This is a genomic window from Actinoplanes sp. NPDC049668, assembly GCF_044465445.1.
In the GTDB taxonomy this organism is placed as follows: Bacteria; Actinomycetota; Actinomycetes; order Mycobacteriales; family Micromonosporaceae; genus Actinoplanes.
The window spans coordinates 985,045-1,004,967 of record NZ_JBITLR010000003.1 but is presented as its reverse complement, the minus strand read 5'-3'; the positions used below and the strand labels follow the sequence as shown (position 1 = coordinate 1,004,967).

14 protein-coding genes are annotated in these 19,923 nt (G+C 69.4%); 5 read left to right on the top strand and 9 right to left on the bottom strand.

What is annotated here, in order from left to right; genetic code table 11:
• The first annotated feature begins 4 nt into the window (after positions 1-4).
• Complete coding sequence (locus tag ACIBSW_RS17295) at positions 5-1,255, top strand: DUF2254 domain-containing protein (RefSeq protein WP_354726978.1); 1,251 nt, start codon at positions 5-7, stop codon at positions 1,253-1,255.
• A 35-nt stretch (positions 1,256-1,290) separates the two neighbouring features.
• Here the strand turns inward: ACIBSW_RS17295 and ACIBSW_RS17290 are convergent, their stop codons facing one another.
• Together ACIBSW_RS17290 and ACIBSW_RS17285 are read right to left on the bottom strand one after the other, a co-directional pair.
• On the bottom strand, positions 1,291-2,253 hold the full coding sequence (locus ACIBSW_RS17290; protein WP_354726976.1) for a helix-turn-helix domain-containing protein: 963 nt from the start codon (positions 2,251-2,253) through the stop codon (positions 1,291-1,293).
• 79 nt (positions 2,254-2,332) lie between these two features.
• Positions 2,333-6,061, bottom strand: a complete 3,729-nt coding sequence (locus ACIBSW_RS17285; RefSeq protein WP_404799355.1) for a S8 family serine peptidase — start codon at positions 6,059-6,061, stop codon at positions 2,333-2,335.
• Between the two features lie 63 nt (positions 6,062-6,124).
• Here ACIBSW_RS17285 and ACIBSW_RS17280 point away from each other — a divergent pair, with 63 nt between their 5' ends.
• Positions 6,125-6,544, top strand: coding sequence for a hypothetical protein (locus ACIBSW_RS17280; protein WP_354724663.1), 420 nt, complete (start codon positions 6,125-6,127; stop codon positions 6,542-6,544).
• Positions 6,541-7,203: a hypothetical protein gene (locus ACIBSW_RS17275; protein ID WP_354724661.1), complete on the top strand. Its 663-nt coding sequence runs from the start codon at positions 6,541-6,543 to the stop codon at positions 7,201-7,203. Before ACIBSW_RS17280 ends, ACIBSW_RS17275 begins: the two co-directional genes overlap by 4 nt.
• A 24-nt stretch (positions 7,204-7,227) precedes the next feature.
• On the opposite strand, the gene ACIBSW_RS17270 is transcribed toward ACIBSW_RS17275, so the two are convergent.
• From ACIBSW_RS17270 to ACIBSW_RS17240, 7 genes are all read right to left on the bottom strand, one after another.
• Positions 7,228-7,722: a hypothetical protein gene (locus ACIBSW_RS17270; RefSeq protein WP_354724659.1), complete on the bottom strand. Its 495-nt coding sequence runs from the start codon at positions 7,720-7,722 to the stop codon at positions 7,228-7,230.
• Between the two features lie 43 nt (positions 7,723-7,765).
• Positions 7,766-9,493 carry a hypothetical protein gene (locus ACIBSW_RS17265; protein ID WP_354724657.1) on the bottom strand — a complete coding sequence of 576 codons (1,728 nt, stop codon included), beginning with the start codon at positions 9,491-9,493 and terminating at the stop codon, positions 7,766-7,768.
• 122 nt (positions 9,494-9,615) lie between these two features.
• Positions 9,616-10,275 carry a response regulator transcription factor gene (locus tag ACIBSW_RS17260; protein ID WP_354724655.1) on the bottom strand — a complete coding sequence of 220 codons (660 nt, stop codon included), beginning with the start codon at positions 10,273-10,275 and terminating at the stop codon, positions 9,616-9,618.
• Entirely contained in the window at positions 10,272-11,426 is a 1,155-nt protein-coding gene (locus ACIBSW_RS17255) for a histidine kinase (protein WP_354724653.1), read from the bottom strand. The genes ACIBSW_RS17260 and ACIBSW_RS17255 overlap by 4 nt, the downstream gene beginning before the upstream one ends.
• The gene (locus ACIBSW_RS17250; protein ID WP_354724651.1) at positions 11,423-12,259 is read right to left on the bottom strand and encodes a CPBP family intramembrane glutamic endopeptidase; all 837 of its coding nucleotides are present in this window, start codon (positions 12,257-12,259) and stop codon (positions 11,423-11,425) included. Before ACIBSW_RS17250 ends, ACIBSW_RS17255 begins: the two co-directional genes overlap by 4 nt.
• Before the next feature lie 140 nt (positions 12,260-12,399).
• Complete coding sequence (locus tag ACIBSW_RS17245; RefSeq protein WP_354724649.1) at positions 12,400-13,869, bottom strand: alpha/beta fold hydrolase; 1,470 nt, start codon at positions 13,867-13,869, stop codon at positions 12,400-12,402.
• A 4-nt stretch (positions 13,870-13,873) separates the two neighbouring features.
• Positions 13,874-15,085: a cysteine desulfurase-like protein gene (locus ACIBSW_RS17240; protein ID WP_354724648.1), complete on the bottom strand. Its 1,212-nt coding sequence runs from the start codon at positions 15,083-15,085 to the stop codon at positions 13,874-13,876.
• A 331-nt stretch (positions 15,086-15,416) separates the two neighbouring features.
• Between ACIBSW_RS17240 and ACIBSW_RS17235 the strand changes: the two genes are divergently transcribed.
• Positions 15,417-16,703 (top strand): glycoside hydrolase family 76 protein, encoded by a 1,287-nt coding sequence (locus tag ACIBSW_RS17235; RefSeq protein WP_354724646.1) that lies wholly within the window; start codon positions 15,417-15,419, stop codon positions 16,701-16,703.
• A 97-nt stretch (positions 16,704-16,800) separates the two neighbouring features.
• Complete coding sequence (locus ACIBSW_RS17230; protein ID WP_354724644.1) at positions 16,801-19,836, top strand: lectin; 3,036 nt, start codon at positions 16,801-16,803, stop codon at positions 19,834-19,836.
• Positions 19,837-19,923: the final 87 nt, after the last annotated feature.

Genomic DNA, 19,923 nt, shown 5'->3' with positions numbered 1-19,923 from the left:
GACGATGACGTCGTGGGCCGTCCGCTTCCGGATCCGGCAGTACCTCAAGGGCAGCCTCTGGGTGATTCCCCTGTTCGGCGCGCTGCTCGGCCCGATCATCGGGTACGTCGTGTGGCGACTCGACGGCGTCCTGAACCTGCCCGAGTCGATGCGCTATTCCGCGGCCACCGCCACCGGCGTGCTGACTGCGATCGTCGCGGCGATGATCGGCCTGCTCGGTTTCGTCGTGACGATCGGCGTCCTGGTAGTACAGATGGCGACCGGAACCCTGTCGCCGCGTTTCATGCGCCTGTGGTACCGCGACCGCATGCAGAAGGTGGTGCTGGCGGGTTTCGTCGGCACCTTCACCTACGCCTATTCGCTGCTGAGCCGGGTGGAGCCGAACGACGTACCCAATCTCGGGATCTTCGTCGCCGGTGTGCTGACGGTCGGCAACCTGGTCCTGCTCCTGCTCTACCTGGACCGGTTCACCCACAATCTGCGTCCCGTCGCCGTCGCGGCCGCCGTCGCGCGGGCGGGACGGCAGGTCATCGGGACGCCGGGCCGGGACGCCTCGTCGGGCGACGACCTCGAGGTCCGACCGCGCGGGCCCGCGGTGGTCGCGGTGCGAGCCCGCCGTTCCGGCGTCATCCAGGCGATACACGTCAGCCGTTTGACAGCGGTAGCGCGCCGGCACGGGTGTCACCTCGTGATGACGTACGGCGTCGGCGATTTCGTACCGCAGAACGCGCCGCTCATCGAGGTGTACGGCGAGGACGGGGCATCCGTCGCCGCGGACCGGCTGCTCGGCTGGGTGGCGGTCGGCCGGGAGCGGACGATCGACCAGGATCCGGCCTTCGCCCTGCGGGTGCTGGTGGACATCGCGATCCGGGCGTTGTCGCCGGCCGTCAACGACCCCACCACGGCCGTGCAGACGATCGACTACACCGAGGAGCTGCTCCGGGCGCTTGCCGCCGCTGGCAGACCCGCAGCAGGTCGGCTGACGGTACCGACCCCGGGCTGGACGGAGTACGTCGCCCTCGCGACCACCGAGATCATCCAATTCGGCGCGAGCTCAGTTCAGGTCTGCCGGCGTCTGCGGGCGCTGCTCGAGGACCTTCATGCCGATGTGACGGCGGCACAGCGGGAGACGATCGATGCACAGCGGCGGCTGCTCGATCTCGCCGTTGAGCAGGCCTGGCCGGACCGTGCCGCGAGGGAGTTCGCACGGACCGCGGACCGTCAGGGCATCGGCGGCGGTAGCGACGGGCGCTGACCTGTTCCCGCGGGTCCGAGACGCCGCGGGGCACGTCAGGCCCACTGTCTGCGGGCGGCCACCCACCCCAGTTGGACCCGGCTGTCCACGCCGGCCTTGCCCATCAGCTGGCGGATCCGGCGGTGCAGGGTACGCAGGGACAGCCCCAGCTGACCGGCGATCGCCTGGTCGGTCAGGCCGGACAGCAGCAAGGACAACACCTGCCTATCCAGCTCGTCGAGGTCGTCCGGGTGGGTCTCGACCAGTTGCGACGGGCCGGTGCCGGCGCGCAGCGGGTAGCCGCGCTCCCACTCGGCCTCGAAGTAGGAGATCAGCACCGACAGCAGGCCGCTGCGGTGGATCAGGATGGATGCCGGGGATTCCCGCCGGTCGCTGTACAGCGGAAGCAGCGCCGTCTCGCCGTCCACGATCATCATCTTGATCGGCACGGTGTCGATCACCCGGATCTGCTGGCCGGCGGCGAGGCTGGCGCGTACGTCGTCGGCCATGTCCGGGCCGGAGAGCGCGCGCCGGTCCAGCAGTGCGCGATATCGCACGCCGCGGCCGATCGCGGCCCGCTCCGCCGTGTTCTTGCGGTGCGGAACAACCTGCAGATCGGGTACGACCATCGAGCGCACCTCGTCGCGCGCGGCCTCCTGGATCTGGAAGAACCGGCGGCGTACGGCCTCAACGTCGGTAAGGATCTCGATGACGTCGCTGGGGAGCCCGGACGTGCGGTATTCCTCGGCGAGCGCGGCGACGGCGAACTCCGCGTCGCGCAGGTCGGCCTGCCGCCGGCGAAGCAGCGCGCCGAGGGAGACCGCCGGCGGGGCGGGCACGAAGAGCGGGTCGCCGCCGGAGGCCAGTCCGCGCTCGATCAGCGTCGCCAGGACATCACCGACCTCGGCGACGCACCGGCCGGTAGCCTCGGCCAAATCCTCCGCCCGTGCCAGCCGCCGGGCCACCAACTGCCGGTAGACGTCCTCCTCGGCGGCGTCCAGACCGATCGATTCCAGCATCGGCGCCTCACCCCGGGAGTGAGGATAGCGCCGAGGGGCGGCCCCGCGAGGGTTCTCCGGACCGCCCCACGCCCGGCGACTACGGGCGCAAACCGTAGGCGCGGGAGATCTCCTGGCGGATCGAATTGCCGGCCGTGTCCCGGGCGGTCGCCGACAGCGAGACGAACCCGCCCCGGGGGGCCGCGAAGGTGGCGAGCCACCCGGTTCCGGCGCGGGTCACCGGCACGGCCTGCCAGGACTCGCCGTCGTCGAACGAGACGGCGAGCGCCACCTTGCTGATCTTGCCGGCGTCGACCGCACCGGGCAGGTGCGACGGGGTGATCCTGAGCTGCTGACGGCCGCCGCGAGCGTCGCCGGCCAGGTCGGTGTCGATGCCGTAGTCGATCTGAAGCACCGGCATCAGGTCGAGGTCGTCGGGGTGGGCGACCGGCCGGGAGATCACCTCCCACACCGTGTGGGTGGCCGGGGAAAGCCGGTACGAGTCACGGCTCGCGTGCAGGTCCAGCGTGTACCTGCTCTTACCGGGCGGGCTCTCCTCCAGGGTCCCGGACGCCCAGGCCGACTCCTTGACCAGTTCGCCGTTCCGGGAGATCGCCATGTGCAGGGTGTCACCGGTCTGCATGTATCCGGCATGCCCGGAGCCGCTGTCCGCCCATGGCTGCACGTTGAACTCGACGTAGGTGCCGTGGCGGGTGGACGACCAGAACGAGCTGTTGTTGCGGGGCCGCACCACCGGCCCGAAGAACCGCACCGTGCTCCGGCTGCCCGGCCGATAGGACTTCGTCTCGCCGATCGAGACGAGTTCGAAGTTCACGCCGCCGACCGCGGCCTCGGACCAGGCCGTGCCGGGCTGCGCCGACAGGTGGTCGACCCGCGTCGATGGGAACCGGATGGCCAGCTCAGAGCCGAGCGAGTAGGTACGGTACGGCCGGTAGTCCCGCCGGAACTCGCCGCCGTCGCGAACCGCATCCCCGTAGAACTTCATGTCCACCGTGGCCAGATCCTTCGGCCGCGGACGGTAGGCCAGCGACGCCGGGATCCGGCCCGGATGCGGATCCACCAGGTCGTAGGCGAACGGCGAGTTGATCGAGCCGGTCACGGCCAGGCTCGTCGCGCGGCTCAGCGCCTGCCCGGTCGCGGCCGTCACGCCGAGGACCGGGAACGGCACCTGGGTGCCGTCGTCGGCGCCGACCCACTCGTTCAGCTTGCCCGGGCCGTCGTTGACGACGATCAGCAGCGCGGCGCCGGCCTCGGCGGCGGCTTGCGCACGCTGACTGCCTGTCAGTGCCGGCGTACGCGTGACGACCACCGCCTTGCCCCGGACATCCTGGCCGGAGTAGTCGCCGGTCGGCAGGTGGACCAGCGGAAGCCGGGTCCGGCCGTCGTACAGTGCCGATCCGGGCTGGCCGAGGAAGTCGATCGGCCGGCCGTCGGCGGTGACGGTGAGCAACGGCTGGGTCTTGCGCCAGCGGGTCTCGAACTCGAACTCGCCGCGGGTCACCTCAGCGGTGGGCAGCGCGTACAGGGTGTCGATCCAGGGCGGCAGCTGGTACTGGTCGGCGAGGACGCTGCTCGCTCCGTCGCTGCGATACCAGTTGAGGTACAGCGCCCGGTCCTGGGTCTTCCCGGGCACGGTGGCGGTGGCCTCGACGGCCTTTCGGGCGTCCAGCACGACCGCGCGGTCCCGGTCCAGGACGATCTCCGGGTTGCCGAGCAATGCCGTGCCGATCGAGTCCGGCCCGTGGCTGCCCGGCACGTCCAGGTAGGTGAACGCGCTGTAGGTGCCGGGGCGCAGTCGCAGCTCGATCGGCCCGGACGTGCCGTACGGGATCACGTACGGATCCACCTCACCGAACTTCTGGAGCAGCAGGTAGCCTTCGCCGTTCTCACCGGCCCGGTCACGGATCGTGATGGTCAGCTCGTGCCGCTGATCCTCGGCGTACAGGCCCACCTGGGTACGCGCCCGCACCTGCCCGTCCCGGCTCGCGGTCACCTCGCCGAGGTAGCGCCGGCCGTCCGTGGCCGCCTTCGGATGGGCGGTGGCGGTGACCGACGCGGTCCCGTGCGCCGGCACCACGACATGATTCGTGGCGAGGGTGAACATGTCCGGAGCCGGGGTGCCCGCGTCGGCCCGCGGATCGACGTCGTACGGCCCACCCGCGATCTCGCCGGACACGGCGAGATCCAGAGTCACGGCCTCGTCGCCGGTGTTGGTGTAGGTCAGGGTCCGGTCCACCGCGGCCGGGTCCGGGTGCGGCCAGCCGACGAACCCGAAGTACGCCGACCCGGTGGCGGTCACCGACGCCGTCGTCGCCGCGGCCAGGTCCACCCGGCCCGCGCCGACCTGGTAGGCGTCGCTCTCCGCCACCTCCACGGCGGAGCTCATCAGCGCGTTCTTCAAGTCGGCGGCCCGCCAGTGCGGGTGCTGCTGTGCCAGGATCGCGGCGGCGCCGGCGACGTGCGGGGTGGCCATCGAGGTGCCGCTCATCGACTGGTACCAGCCGTCCTGGGCGCTGCCGCCGGCCTTGGCGGCGAGAACCTCCACGCCGGGGGCGACGACGTCCGGCTTCAGCCCGTAGTCGCCCAACCGCGGGCCGACGCTGGAGAACGAGGCCGGGTGATCCGCGGAGTCGACCGCGGCGACGGTCAGGGCCGCGTCAGCGGCACCCGGGGCGCTGATCGCCCCTTCCGCCCCGTTGTTGCCGGAGGCGATCACGAAGAGCGCGCCGGTCTGCTCGGTCAGGCGGTTCACGGCGGCGCTCAGCGGGTCGGTGCCGTCACTCGCCTCGTTGCCGCCGAGGCTCATGCTGATCACCCGGGCGCCCTGCGCGGCGGCCCACTCCATCCCGGCGATCACGCCGGAGTCGGCGCCCGAGCCGGAGTCGGACAGCACCTTGCCGATGAGCAGGTTGGCTTTGGGCGCGACGCCGCGCTCGGCGCCGTTGGACGCCGCTCCGCTACCGCCGACGGTCGAGGCGACGTGCGTGCCGTGGCCGTGCCGGTCCTCGACCTCCTCGCCCGGCACGAAGCTGACCGCGGCACTGATCCGGCCGGCCAGGTCGGGGTGGTCGATGTCGGCACCGGTGTCCAGGACGGCGACCGGCACACCGGCGCCGTCCAGCCCGGCGGCCCACGCGGCGGGCGCGCCGATCTGCGCGGTGCTCTCGGCGAGGTCGGCGTGCACCTTGCCGTCGAGCCAGACGGCCGAGATGCCGTCGGCGAGCAGGCCGGGCTCCGACTCGGCCGCGCGCGGGCCGGCAGTTCGCTCGGTGACCGCCTCCCAGGTCTTGCGGGCCTGCCGCTTGCTCGCCCGCACCGCGGTGCCGCGGACACTGGCCAGGGAGCGGACCTTGGTGGTGCCGTCCGGCACCGCCCTACGGGCCGCGGCTTGGTCGGTGTAGCTGACGATCAACGGGAGGCCGTCGCTGCGCCCGTCGTCGTAGCCGTCCCGGATCAGCGCGGTCACATCGAACAGCCGCCTGTCGATGCGCTTCTCGGCCAGGTACGGCAACGCCTCGTCGGGGATGACGTAGAGGTCCTTGCCGACCGTCTGGGCATGCACGCCACCGATGGCGCCGCCGGGACGCCGCACCTCGGTGGCGTACCGGCCGCCGCCGAGGTCAGTGACCTGCACCTGGTGGCCGGTGATCAGGGTGACCGAGGTCGCCGACGCGGCCGGGCGCGTCGCGGCCGGTCCGGCGACCGCCGGACCGGCCGGAACGACCAGCATCGACAGCACGGTGAGAGCAGCGGCCACCCCGGGGATGGCCCGGCGAGAACGCCGCTGATCAAGGATGAGCGAGGGCATGCCGAGAGTCCTACCTGGTCACCCGGCACCACTGAAAGACATTCATCCTGGCCGAACGCTGCCATGGCAGCGATCAGCCAACGGCACTGGTCGTCGGAATCATCGGCGCGCTGGCCCCACCGCGACGATCGTCGGATTGCCGGCCGGCCCGTTCATAGCGGCGGGTGCGGGATAAACTCGCCGACAACTCCGGCTTCCACAACGGCCACTGGCCCCGGCCGCAAAGGCATAAAACATGACAACCCGCCGACGGTACGCCGGGGAAGCGCGGGCCTGGCAGCGCTGACCGGGATCCTCGTCCTGGCTGACGGCGACCTGGCCTGGCTCCGCCTGGCGGCGGTGATCACCACCCTGTTCACGATCACGATCGGGATCTCCGCGATCGCCGGCGCGCTGCCGACGTTCGGAGCCGCCATCGTCGTCTTCGAGGCCGCCGCCACCCTGTCTCATCGCGCGCGTGGCGGCACGCCGCACCCGTCATGAATGAACCGCTGGCCGGCGCCGCCGCCGCACTCTGCATCGTGTTCGCCGCGCTGATCGCGGTCATCGCGGTCTACAGCGTCCGCCGCGAGCGCCGCCGCAAAGCCCGATTGCAACAGTGGGCCGACCGCAACGGGTGGACCCTCACCCTGCGTCCCGACGTCGACTGGGGCCGACGGCTGCCCGGCGGCAACAGACACGGCGTCGGCCCTACGTTCTCCGCGATCCTGGACGGCCGCCCGGTCAGCGTGGCGGAGTACTCGGTGACCGACGCAAGCGACGGCACCACCACGAACACCCACCACCACGTGGTCACCGTGGCCCGGTTGAGCCGCCCGCTCCCGCCGACCCAGGTCGAACCCCGCGGCCGGACATCCCGACTGAAGAACCGAATCCTCGGCCCAGGCGACACCGCCACCGGCAACCCCGACTTCGACCGCGAATTCCGCATCCACACGAACGACCCGGCCACCCTGCACCACTGGTTCACCGCACCGCTGATCACCGCACATCTGACCAGGCAGGTCCCGCCGTCATGGAGCGTGCAGGGCACCGAACTGCTCTGCCACCAGCCCGGCCGCCTCAACCCGAACCAGATCCGCGACCATGCCGCCGCAGTCCTGCCCCTCGCCGACCAGCTCGATCGTCACCTGGGGCCTTGAGCGCGGGACAAACGAGGCGAGGTTTCAGCGCGTGAGCTGAACGACGGCCATCGGTACTGTCTCGATCACAAAGTCTTCTGTAAAGGCCGGCTGCACATCGATCGTCCCGTCCGCATTCACATAGCGGACGACGAAGGTGGCCTCCCTCAGCCAGTTCGCGTCATAGTCCGCGAGATTCGACGGCAACTCACCCACCAGCCGCACCTCGTCACCCGGCAAGATCGGGTCGCCTGCGTCGGCCTCATCGCGTTGTACTTCGGAGATCAGCCGTACGAGCGTTTCCAGACCTGCCGTGTCCGCGCCGTAGTGGACGAGGTGGCCCGCATGGCCGAAGACCAACCTAGCTTCGTCCCGGCTCAACTCGGACAGCGCTGCCGCGGCGCCCGGCGCGAGAGCGGGAGTCCCTGAAGCCCCGATCTGCGCCGCCAACGCCTCGATCAACCGCTCCACGAGCCCGGCCGCATGATCGTTCACCACACGATCATAGTGACGGTTTGCGTAACCGGCGGTGGCGGTCATCGTGCCGGCCGAGGGGGCCGGCAACGTCGCATCGGCTTGACGACTATGCGGCGTCCTCGGTCGTGGGTTCGGATCCGGGGGCCGCCGCAGACGCTCCGATGACGGCGGAGCCGCGCCGTTGGAGTTCGTCGCGTTCGGCGTCCGGGATCGTCATCGACTCGGCGAGCACGGCAGCGAGCGCGTCCACCTGAACGTTGTCGATGTCGGCGGGAAAGAGCCACCGGAGGTTCTCGTCGCGGGTGATGAGGTCGACCGCCACACGCCCGCCCTCGCCCTGCCGGGTCGCCGCTCGGACGTATCGCACGTGGCCGATGGGGATGTCCTGACTGATCTCGCCCTGCTCGAGCAGGGCGTTCGTCTTTGCAGTGAGGATGCGACGATCCGTGACGGCGACCAGGATCTTGCCGGCCGCTCTGTCTCGCGTTCTTCCCAGCAGTTCCTTCGCTCCGCCGAGGAGCGAAGCAAGGGAATCGGAACCATCAAGCTGGTCGGAGACGCCGAGAACGCGAAGGGTCTCTCCCTCCTCCAGGAACCATCGCAGGATGCGGAGGTACGGCCCGGGATCCAGGGACTCAGGTGCGCAAATGACGCCCGGAGCCTCGATCGGCGGGACCGGTGGATGCAGAGCATCGGCAAGCGGCTCAAGTGCCTGTAGGAGCTGGGCGGAGGACAAGCGTGCCGCGTTCGAGTCCCGCCGCTTCCCCGTCAGGGGCAGCGTGTCGCGTCCGGGCAGCTCGGCGATGATTCGCAGCTCCCGCGTCAGCGAGTTGACCAGGCCCTTCGCCTCGCTCAGAGCAGAGTCGAACTGGTCGCGAGTGTCGCGCGCGATGATGCCGACGAGCCGGGCCTCGTCAGCGTCGTCCGGTCCGGCGGCTCGCGCCCGCGCGGCGTGCAGCGCCTGATGTCCGGTCCAAGCCTTGAGGGAGGACAGCAAGGCATTGGCGTCGAAGAAGATCGCCGCGGCGTTCGTCTGCAGGTACTCGCGGCGGCCACGCGCGTCGAGTGCGCGTATCTGCCGGACGTGGTCGCGGACGTTCAACCGGTACAACTCCAGCTGCTTGCCCAGGTCCGCTTCCTTTTCCGCGACCTTCTGCCACAGGGTGGCCGGGACCGATTCGATTTCTCGTGCGTGGTCGACCGCCCGGTCGATGCTGGCGACCAGGCCGGTCAGCTCGGCCCACTGCTCGTTGCGGATGACAGTGAGCGTCTGGCTGGTCAGTGCGATGTTGGTCCGGACCAGGCCGGTGATCTCACTCAGCTCCATCTGAAGGGCAACCATGGCCAGCGCCGGCCCGAGAGCGGCCGCCGTCTCCGCCGCACTCACCGCGGTCACCGGGATGAAGCGCGCAGCATGGACGATGCGGCCCTGAGCGAGAACCGTTCCCAGGTTCGCACCATCCTTGACGGCAAGTGTTCCGCCGGCCTGCAGGAACGCCCGGGTCGCGTCGCTGATCCGGTAGAGCCCCTGCACGCTGGCGAACGTCTTGCCGAAGTTGCCTGCCACGGTCGCTACGCTCCCGATCGAGGCGAGAACCGCGGAGATCTGCTGGCGGTCAGCGGCCGGCACGAGCCCGAAATCGAGCAGATCGAGTTTGAGCTCCGCCGGGACCGCGCCGAAGACGACAGCGATCCCCGGGAGAACTTCCGCCAGCACCGTCGCGTCGAAGTCCGAGTCCGGCGCCGGATCGTCCACGGCGGTCGAGTCGGCGGTACTGCCCTGGCCGTTCTCCTCAGGCTCGGCGATCTCCGTCGAGTCGGAAGGGTGCTGCATATGATCTCCTCCCCGCGAGGACACGCAACGGCCAGACGTCCTCGGTGTTCTCCGGCGGAGTGTACGGCTCGACACGCTGCGCTCAAGTGACTGCCCATGCCCGCACCCGCAACGTGACGCGCTCAGGTGACCAGGCCGCTGCGGTAGGCGTAGATCACGGCCTGCACGCGGTCGCGGAGGTCGAGCTTGGTGAGGATGCGGGACACGTAGGTCTTGACGGTCTCCTGGCTGATCACCAGCGCGACAGCGATCTCGCCGTTGGACAGGCCGCCGGCGATCAGGCGTAGGACCTCCAGTTCGCGTGGGGTCAGCGCGACGTTCGCCGGCTTCTCCTCGGCGGGGCGGATCCGGGCCGCGTGTCTGCCCACGAGCTGCCGGGTCACCTCGGGTGCCAGCAGTGCGGCGCCGGTCGCGACCGTGCGGATGCCGTGCAGCAGCTGCGCCGGTGGGGCGTCCTTGAGCAGGAATCCGCTCGCTCCCGCGCGCAGCGCCTCGTACACGTATTCGTCGAGGTTGAACGTCGTCACCACGAGCACCTTGACGGGATCGGCGACGCCGGCGCCGGCGAGCAGGCGGGTTGCCGCGATGCCGTCGAGTACCGGCATCCGTACGTCCATCACCACGACGTCCGGGTGCAGCCGGGCGGCGAGGTCGACCGCGGTGCGACCGTCGCCGCACTCCCCCACCGCCTCGAGGTCGGGCTGGGCGTCGATGATTGTCGTGAACCCGGTGCGGATCAGTGCCTGGTCGTCGCAGATCAGTACGCGTATCGGCGCGGTCACGCGACGGGCCCGGTGGGGATGCGGGCCTGCACGACGAAGTCGCCGCCCGCGCGTGGTCCAGCGGTGAACTCGCCGCCGAGCACCCCGACCCGCTCGCGGAGCCCGGCAAGGCCTCGCCCGCTCCCGCCGGGGGATGCGGTGCGTGACCCCGAGCCCGCACTGTTGACCTCCACGCTGATCTCCCTCGCGCCGTACTGGACGTGGACCAGGGTGCGGGCGCCGTGGTCGTACTTGAGGGCGTTCGTCAGTGCTTCCTGCACGACCCGGTAGGCGGTGACCTCGGCGCTGCCCGCCGAATCCTGCGGCCGGCCGTTCTCGGTGAACTCCACCGGCTGGCCGGCGCGCCGGGTCTGTTCGACTAGGGTGCCGAGTTCGCCGACGGACGGGGTACGGATCTCGGTGCTGTGGTCCGGGTTGAGCAGGTCGAGCATCTGCCGCAGGTCCGCGATGGCCCGCCGGCCGGTGTCGGTGATCGCGGTCAGGGTCTGCTCGAGCCGGTCGGGCGCGGCGGTCAGGTAGCGTGCCGCCTCGGTCTGCACCACCATCGCCGTCACGTGGTGGGTCACGACGTCGTGCAGCTCGCGGGCGATGCGGGAACGTTCGGCGGCGCGGGTGCTCTCGGCCAGCCGCAGCCGCCGCTCCGCCTCGGCCGCACGGGTTTGGCGCAGCCAGGACCCGGCGCCCCAGGCGATGGCCAGAAGCAGGAAGAACGTCGTGAACCCGGCCACCCCCTCGCCCGATCCGAGCCGGTCGAGGGCGAGGGCCAGCATCACGTACGCCGTGCAGGCCAGCAGCAGGACCAGCCGACGGTGACGTTCCACATAGGCGCCGGCGCTGAGCAGCGCGACGGCCAGTGCGGTGCCGGAGACGGTGTGATAGCCGCGAAGCTGGTCGATCGCGAAGCCGAGCGACACCAGGCCGAGGCACACGGCCGGCCAGCGCCGGCGGACGGCGAGCGGGAGGCACTCGAGACCGACCACCATGACGGTCAGCGCGTCGAAGGGCCGGTTCGGCAGGTCACCGAGCTGCGTTCGGTGGCTGTCCAGCGCCGGCGTCACCGATGCGACGGCGAACACGAGTGCCAACGGGAGATCCCGGACCGTGACGGGGCTCTGCCGCCACAGCTCCGAGGCCCGCCGGAGGTCGATCACCGGGAAACTGTAACGGTCGGCTGCACGCCGTCCGTGCGACGGCGGCGCGGGACGAGGTGACCTCGGCGGCGGGCCAGCCACAGGAACACCAGGGTCAGCGCCGTGCCGGCCGCGACCGCGTACAGGCTTCCCTCGGGTCCGAAGTCGCCGCCGGTGACCAGGGCCGGGCCTGACGTCATGGACTCCAGCAGACCCTTCGATTCGCCGTTGCCGGAGACCACCACGCTGAAGATGCCGGCGGCGGCGAAGTTCCAGCCGAAGTGCAGGCCGATCGGCACCCACAGGTTGCGGGTGGCGGCGTAACAGGCGGCGAGCATGAAGCCGGCCTCGATCGCGATCGCGATCGCACCCCACCAGGAGGCGTCCGGGTTGAGCAGGTGCATCAGGCCGAACAGCACGCCGGTGAGCAGCAGCGCGATCCAGGTGCCGGTGCGTTCCTCGATGATGCGGAACAGCACGCCGCGGAACAGCAGCTCCTCGGTCACCGCCACGGCGGCCATGGCCCCGAACAGCCCCACCGCGCCCGTCACCGAGCCCAGCCCGTCGACGTGGAAATCGCCGAGGAAGGCGATGTTCACGATGACGGCCGCGAACATGCCGACCCCGAGGAGCGCCCCTCGGACGATCCGGCCGGCTGCTCCGGCCCGGGCCACCTCCGTGGGTACGCGGTGTTCGGTACGCCGTACCACCCACGCGTAGCCGAGGACCGCGAGTGCGGCGGTCAGAAGGCCGAGGGCCAGGCTGAGCCAGGCGTTGCCCTGCACCGCGGCGACGGCCTGACCGCCGACGAAGGCGACCGCCGCAACGGCCAGAAACTGTTTGATCAGTCGCATGATGACTCCTCTGTAGGTCCGCGACCGAGGCGCCGCGGCTACCGAGAAAGCTATGGATTCGCCGGCCTGGAATCGTCACCGCGCGGTGGACACTTGCGGGTAGCTCGCACGGGGGACAAGCACCCCCGCGATCGTGCGCTTCAGTGGCCGGCCAGGGGCAGGGTGACCGTCAGCGGCCAGGCCACGACGACGGAACCGGTCAGGGCGATCACCCACGGGGACACGGCGAACCGGTTGAGGAATATGCTCCACACCGCCTGCCAGAGCATCAGGCCGATCAGCGGGAACAGCACCAGGGTCACGAAGCCGTGGGTCAGCCCGGTGACCGCGGCGGCCGCCAGGACGATCACGAAGATCGCCGCGATCAGCAGCAGATGCAGCGCGACGCCACCGGCGACGCGTTCGGTGGCGTAGGCCAACAGGGCAAAGGCCGCCCAGACCACCAGCAGGAGCCACCACCGGTCACCGACCGGCCGGGCGTGGGTCAATCCCAGGTGCACCGGTACGGCGATCGCGACCGCCGCATACGGTACGGCCAGCAGGAGACGGGGACGGCTGATCGTGGGTCCTTGCGCGGGGCGCCGGTATGCGTACGCGAGAAGCAGCGCCCCGGTGACCGCCGCGTATCCGATGACGTAGCCGGCGATCGCCAGCGGTAGCCGGGTCGTGGGCAGGAACAGGGCCGTCACCGCCCCGGCCACCGCGGCCGCTGCCGTCACCGCCGCGATCCGGATCGTCGCCGTCCACGGTGGCACCTTCGGCCTTGCGAAACGTGGCCACGGGTTGTCGCCCGAGCCGGCGAGCCTGGCCGCGATCGGAGCGAAGGCGAGCAGAAACGCCAGCACCAGCAGCGCCGCGCCGATCAGGCGCCGTCCGGGGAACGGGATCGCGCTGTCGTTGCGTGGCCCGCCGAACGCGCGGTCGAGCCACGCGACCGTCTCCCGGTGGGTCTCGGGGGCGTACAGGACGGTGATGTGTTCCGTGCCGCGGACGACGTGGACGGCGCGGTCGCCGCGCTGGGCGGCGACGCCGGCGGCGGCCGAGTGGAAGGCCGGGAACTCGAGAGCGCCCACCATGGTGAGCAGCCGGGCGGGGCTCTCGGCGGAGGCGACGGACGAGTCCGGCAGGGAGATCGCCACGGTGGCGGTCACCTCGGGGTGGGCGGCCGCGTACCGGGTGACGGCGCCTGCGCCCATCGAGTGCCCGACCAGTGCGATGCGGGACGGGTCGACGTCCGGCAGCGAGCGCAGGTGCGCCACCGCCACGTCCAGGTCACGCTGGAGCGCCGAGGTGGAGCCGGACGAGCCCGCGGCATCGTCCGGTAGCGGTTGCGGGTTGGCGCCGTGGCCGGTGAAGTCGAGCAGGACGACCACATAGCCGCGGGCCGCCAGGGTGTCGCCGAACGGGGCCATCAGCTTCGCGGATCCGGAGAAGCCGTGCGCGACGACGACGCCCGGGTGGGGCGCGCTCGCGCTCGCCGGCGGATGCACCTCCTCGAGCGGGACCCCGGCGGAGGCGACGTGCTCCCGGCGCAGTTCGTGACCGGCCCCGAGGACCAGCCAGCCGCCGCCTACCGCGAGGACGAGCAGGAGAAGCAGCGTACGTGCCACAGGGCTACCGCTGGATGCCGACGAAGGAGGTGAGACCGTCGAGGAACCGGTCCACTTCGTCGTCGGTGTTGTAGGGCGCCAGGCCGACCCGCAGCGCGGCGTCGGGCAGCTTCAACGCGGTGAAGGGCTCGTAAGCGTAGAAGGACCCGGCCGGGGCCAGGACGTCGCGGGCGGCCAGGTGGAGTTGGGCCTGGCGGGCATCGCGACCGTCGAGGGTCATCAGCAGCGTCGGGGTGCGGTCGGCAGCCCTGGAGTGCAGGGTGACGGCGTCGCCGAGAGTTCGCAGGCCTTCCTCCAGCCTCGCGCGCAGTACCCGCTCGTGGTCATGCAGGGAGTTCAGCGAGTGCGCGAGCCTCTCCCGGCGGCCGGGCTGCGGGCCCGGGTCCATCGCGGCGAGGAAGTCCACGGCGGCGGAGGCGCCCGCCAGCATCTCGTAGGGCAGGGTGCCGTACTCGAAGCGCTCGGGCACGGCGTTGGAGGAGGGGAGCAACTTGTCCGGCTGGATGGTCTCCAGGAGCTCCGGCGCCGCCGCGAGCACACCGCAGTGCGGTCCGAGGAACTTGTAGGGCGAGCAGACGAACAGGTCCGCGCCCATCGCGGGCACATCCACCAGGTCGTGGGCGGCGTAGTGCACGCCGTCCACGAACACCAGGGCACCGCACTCGTGCGCCAGGTCGGCGATCCGGCGGACCGGCGGCTTGGTGCCCAGCACGTTCGAGGCGGCGGTGACCGCGACCAGCCGCGTCCGAGGGGAGAGCGCCCGCGCGTACGAATCGAGGTCCAGCTCGGTGGTCTTGTCGTCGATCTCGATCCAGCGCACGATCACGCTCATGCGCTCGGCCGCTTGGATCCAGGGGCGCACGTTGCAGTCGTGATCCAGACGGCTGAGCACGATCTCGTCGCCGGCCTGCCAGTTCTTGGCCAGGTGGCGGGAGAAGTCGTACGTCAGCTGGGTCGCGCTGCGGCCGTGGACGACGCCGTCGGCGGGCACGTTGAGTAGGTCGGCGTAGGTGGCCCGGAACCTCGTGACGGCACGTTCCGCGTTGAGCTCGGAGGTGCTGACCGCTCCGCGGTTGGACAGGGGGCCGGTCAGCGTCGCGGCGATGGCGTCGGCGACCGAGCGCGGGGTCTGCGTCCCACCCGGGCCGTCGAAGAAGGCGAGGCCGTGGTCGAGGGCGGGGAAGTGCGCCCTCAGGGCGGTCAGGTCGATGGCCATGAGCGCCAGATTAAGCCCCCGGGCCGGCGACACATGTTGACAACGATGTCATCAAATATTAACGTCCGTCATTGGAGAGCGCTCTCCAAGGCGCCGCGGCCATCCCCATGAGCTGAGCGTCGGCACGTTCCCCATCCCCCGCGACAAGGGAGGACTTCTCCCCGTGTATGCGTTCCCGAGATCACGGACCATGGCAACTGCGACGGCGCTGGTGACCTTGTCAGTCACACTGATCCCGGCGCACGCGGCCTCAGCCGCAGCCCTTCAGACTGTCTGCAATCGTCATTGCGACGGCCGTGACGCGGCCTTGGCCGCGGCTGACCGTGTCGCGGTGACCAGCACCCTCTACGGACGCACGTTCAAGCTGCACGTCGACGACAGCGATGCGATGGCCTGGGCAACGGTCGAGGGTGGCCAGACGGCCGACGAGGTGTGGATCGACCGTTCGTTCGACGGTGGCCGCACGTGGTCGGACAACAGCAGGCTCGGCGACACGACCATCCCGGCCGGCTCCACAGGGTCGCGCACGGCCCAGTACAACGTCGACGACTGGAACAACAACGGTGTCGGAGCGCTGCGCGCCTGCGGTAAAGCCGGAGACCGCGGCGAGATCAGCTGCACGTCCTGGGCCCGCAGCACCTGGAACGCGTGGGACCGGCGCACCGCCGCGGCCACCGCGCTGATGATGCGGTTCGATCGCAGCAGCGGGCTATTCGACAGCAGCGGCTGGTGGACCGGCGCCAACGCACTGACCGCGGTGATCGGCAACATCGAACGCAGCGGCATGCGCAGCTACGAGTACGCGATCGCGACCACCTACGACAAGAACATCAACGCCCGGCAAGGACAGTTCCGCAACGAGTTCCTGGACGACACCGGATGGTGGGGCCTGGCCTGGGTGGCCGCCTACGACGTCACCGGAGACAGTCGCTACCTGAACACCGCCCGCGCCGACGCCGACTGGATGCACAGCTATTGGGACACCACCTGCGGTGGCGGCGTCTGGTGGAAGACCGACAAGAAGAGCAAGAACGCCATTGAGAACAGCTTGTACATCCAGCTCAATGCCATGCTCAGCCGGCGCATCGCCGGCGACACCACGTACAAGAACCGGGCACAGGCAGGATGGTCATGGTTCCAGAGCACCGGCCTGGTCAACGCCGCGAACCTGGTCAACGACGGCATCAACCTGAGCACCTGCAAGAACAACGGCGACACCACCTGGACGTACAACCAGGGCGTACTGATCAACGGCCTGGTCCAGCTCAACAGACTGACCGGCGACGCGAACGCATTGGCAGTCGCCCGCAGGATCGGCGACGCGATGACGACCAGCAGCTACCTGTCACCGAACGGGATTCTGCGAGAGCCGAACGAGCCTGACACCTGTGGTGGAGACGGGGATTCCTTCAAGGGCGCGGCGATTCGCGGTCTGGGTGTGCTGAACACGGCCGTTGGCGGGGTCTACAACACGTATCTGACCCGCAACGCCGACAGCGCCTATGCCCATGACCGCGACAGCCTCGACATGTACGGCTCGCACTGGACGGGCCCGTTCGGGGGCACGAGCCACGGCTGCCAGCACAGCGCTCTCGACTTGCTTAACGCCGCCCCATAGCCCTCATGCCCGCGTGAATGACACACCGTCTCTCCACCGGTGACATGTCTCCTCCGGCGTCTCACCGGCTCGCCTCCCGCAGCATCGGAGTTCCCCTATGTCACAGCAGCCTTCCGCTCGCCGACAGTTGCCAACCCTGTCGATCCGCAAATGCGGGCTGGCGCTTCTGTCCGCCGCGTTGATGACCGCCGGCCTGACCGTAGGCACTCCTACGCAGGCATCGGCAGTCACCGATCCCGCATCCCTGGTCAATCCCTTGCTGGGTACTTCCAACGCCGGCAACACCTTCCCCGGCGCCGACGTACCGTTCGGCATGGTGCAGTGGAGTCCCGACACCCCCTCGCGCCCCGCCGGAGGTAACTACTCCTACACCGACAGCACGATCACCGGCTTCAGCCTCAACCACCTCTCCGGGCCCGGCTGTAACGCCACCGCCGACGTACCGATCATGCCCACCACCGGTGACATCAACGGCACCGCAACCTCATCGTTCTCCCACGCCGATGAGGTTGCCCGCGCCGGCGCGTACTCGGTCACGCTGGGCAACGGCGTCAGAACGGAGCTGACCGCCGCGCTACGCACCGGCGTAGCCCGATTCACTTTTCCCGCCACCAGCAGAGCGAACCTGCTGTTCAAGCTGCAGTCGGCAGCAACGACGACCGATGCGCAGAGTTTCACCAAGGTGAGTGACACCGAGATCAGTGGCTGGATCCGATCGGGACATTTCTGCGCCGACAGCCCCACCTACACCCTGCACTTCAACATGGTGTTCGACCGCCCGATGAGTTCCACCGCAACGTTCTCCGGCGGCAACGCGGTCACCTTCGACGCCTCCAGCAACCGCGTCGTCCAGGCCAAGGTCGGCGTCTCGTACGTCTCGGACAGCAATGCGAAGCTGAATCGCAGTACCGAGGTGCCGAACTGGGATTTCGACGGCGCCCGCAGCGCGGCGCACAACGCCTGGAACGCCGTCCTCGGCCGAGTAAGCGTGACCGGAGGAACCCACGACCAGCAAGTGGTGTTCTACACGGCGTTGTACCACTCGCTGCTACACCCGAACACCTACAGCGATGTCAACGGGCAGTACACCGGGTTCGACAAGCAGATTCACTCCGTCGCCGGCACGCAGAAGGTCCAGTACGCCACCTTCTCCGGGTGGGACATCTACCGCACGCAAGCCCAGCTCGAAGCCCTCGTCGCCCCACAACAGGCAAGCGACAGCGCGCAATCGCTGGTCAACAACTACGCGCAGAGCGGCTACCTGCCGAAGTGGGCGCTGAACCAGGCTGACACCGACGTCATGAACGGCGATCCCGCACCGATCATCATCGCCGACTACGCCGCGTTCGGCGCCACCGGCTTCGACACCACCGCGGCGAAGAACGCCATGGTCAAGCAGGCGAACAGCACCAACAACATCCGCAAGGGACAGCACTACATCGCCGAACTCGGCTACCTGCCCTCAGACGGCACCTACGAGAAGGGCTTCTACGGCTCGGTGGCCACCCAGCTGGAATACGCCACCTCGGACTTCGCCATCTCGGCATTCGCCGGCCGTCTCGGCGACACCGCCACGCAGCAACAGTTCGTCAACCGCGCCCAGACCTGGCGTAACGTCTTCAACCCCGCCGCCGGTTTCATGGCGCCCCGCCTGGCGAACGGCACCTGGAAGCCGAACTTCGACCCCACCAGCAGCCAGGACATGGTCGAAGGAACCTCATGGCAGTACACCGGCATGGTGCCGTTCAACCTGCGTGGCCTGGCCGACGCCATGGGCGGCAACGCGAAGATGATCGCCTACCTCGACCACGTCCTGTCCGACTTCCACGGATCCAGCAACAACAGCAGCTACGCCGACATGGGTAACGAACCCTCCTTCGCGCTGCCCTGGGAATACAACTACGTCGGTCAACCCTGGCGCACACAACAGATCGTCCGCCAGGTCCAGAACCAGCTGTGGCTCAATGACCCCGCCCGCTGGGGAGTCGGCAATGACGACCTCGGCACCATGAGCGCCTGGTACGTATGGTCGGCCATGGGCCTCTATCCGATGACCCCCGGAACCGCCGATCTCGCCCTCGGCAGCCCTTTGTTCACCAACGTGACCGTGACCCTGGGCAACGGCTCGACCATGACCATCAACGCTCCGCAGGCCGCGACGAACGCCCCCTACGTGCAGTCGGCAACGTTGAACGGCAGCGCTTGGAACAACGCCTACCTACCCTCCAGCTTCGCCACCACCGGCGGCACCCTCAACCTGACTCTCGCCGCATCCGCCAACCCCAGCTGGGCGACCAGCCCGGCATCCGCACCTCCCTCCTACGCCGGAACCGACACCTCGCCACTACCGGCTTCCGGACCTCTGACCTCCGGGATCGCCGGCAAATGCGCCGACGTCGACCACGCCGGCACCGCCGACGGCACCAAGGTCCAGATCTGGAGCTGCAACAACTCGACCGCCCAGACCTGGACAGTCGTCGGCGACGGCACGATCCGAGCGCTGGGTAAATGCCTCGACGTCGCCGGCGCCGGCACCGCGAACGACACCAAGGTGCAACTCGTCGCCTGCAACGGCACCGGCGCCCAGCAGTGGGCCTACCAGACAGCCACCGGCGCCCTGCGCAATCCCGCCTCCGGTCGGTGCCTCGATGACCCGAAGAGCAGCACCACCGACGGCACACAACTCGCCATCTTCGACTGCAACGGCAGCACCGCACAACGCTGGGCACTCCCAGCAGTCACAAAGACCTCAATCTTCAAATCCGGCCTCGCCGGCAAATGTATCGATGACAGTTTTGGCAGCACCGCGAACGGCAACAAGATCCAGCTGTGGAGCTGTAACTCCAGCACCGCACAGCAGATAACCGCCGCGGCCGACGGGACCCTGCGCATCCTAGGCAAATGCATAGGAGCCGCCGGCAACGGCACCGCCGACAACACCCCGATCGTCCTCAACGACTGCACCGGGTCAACGGCACAGCAATGGACCCGCAACGCAACGACACAAGCATTGATCAACCCGCAGTCCGGGCGCTGCCTCGATGTACCCAACGCGGCGACCACCGATGGCACACAACTTCAACTCTTCGGGTGCAACGGCAGCCCCGCCCAGCGGTGGACTCCTGGGGCCTGAACTCCAGCAGAGATCTGTTCCGGATCGCTGTCGCTTCGTACGGGAGCCACCGCCGGGCTGAGGGTCGCGTAGGTCTCAATCGCATGC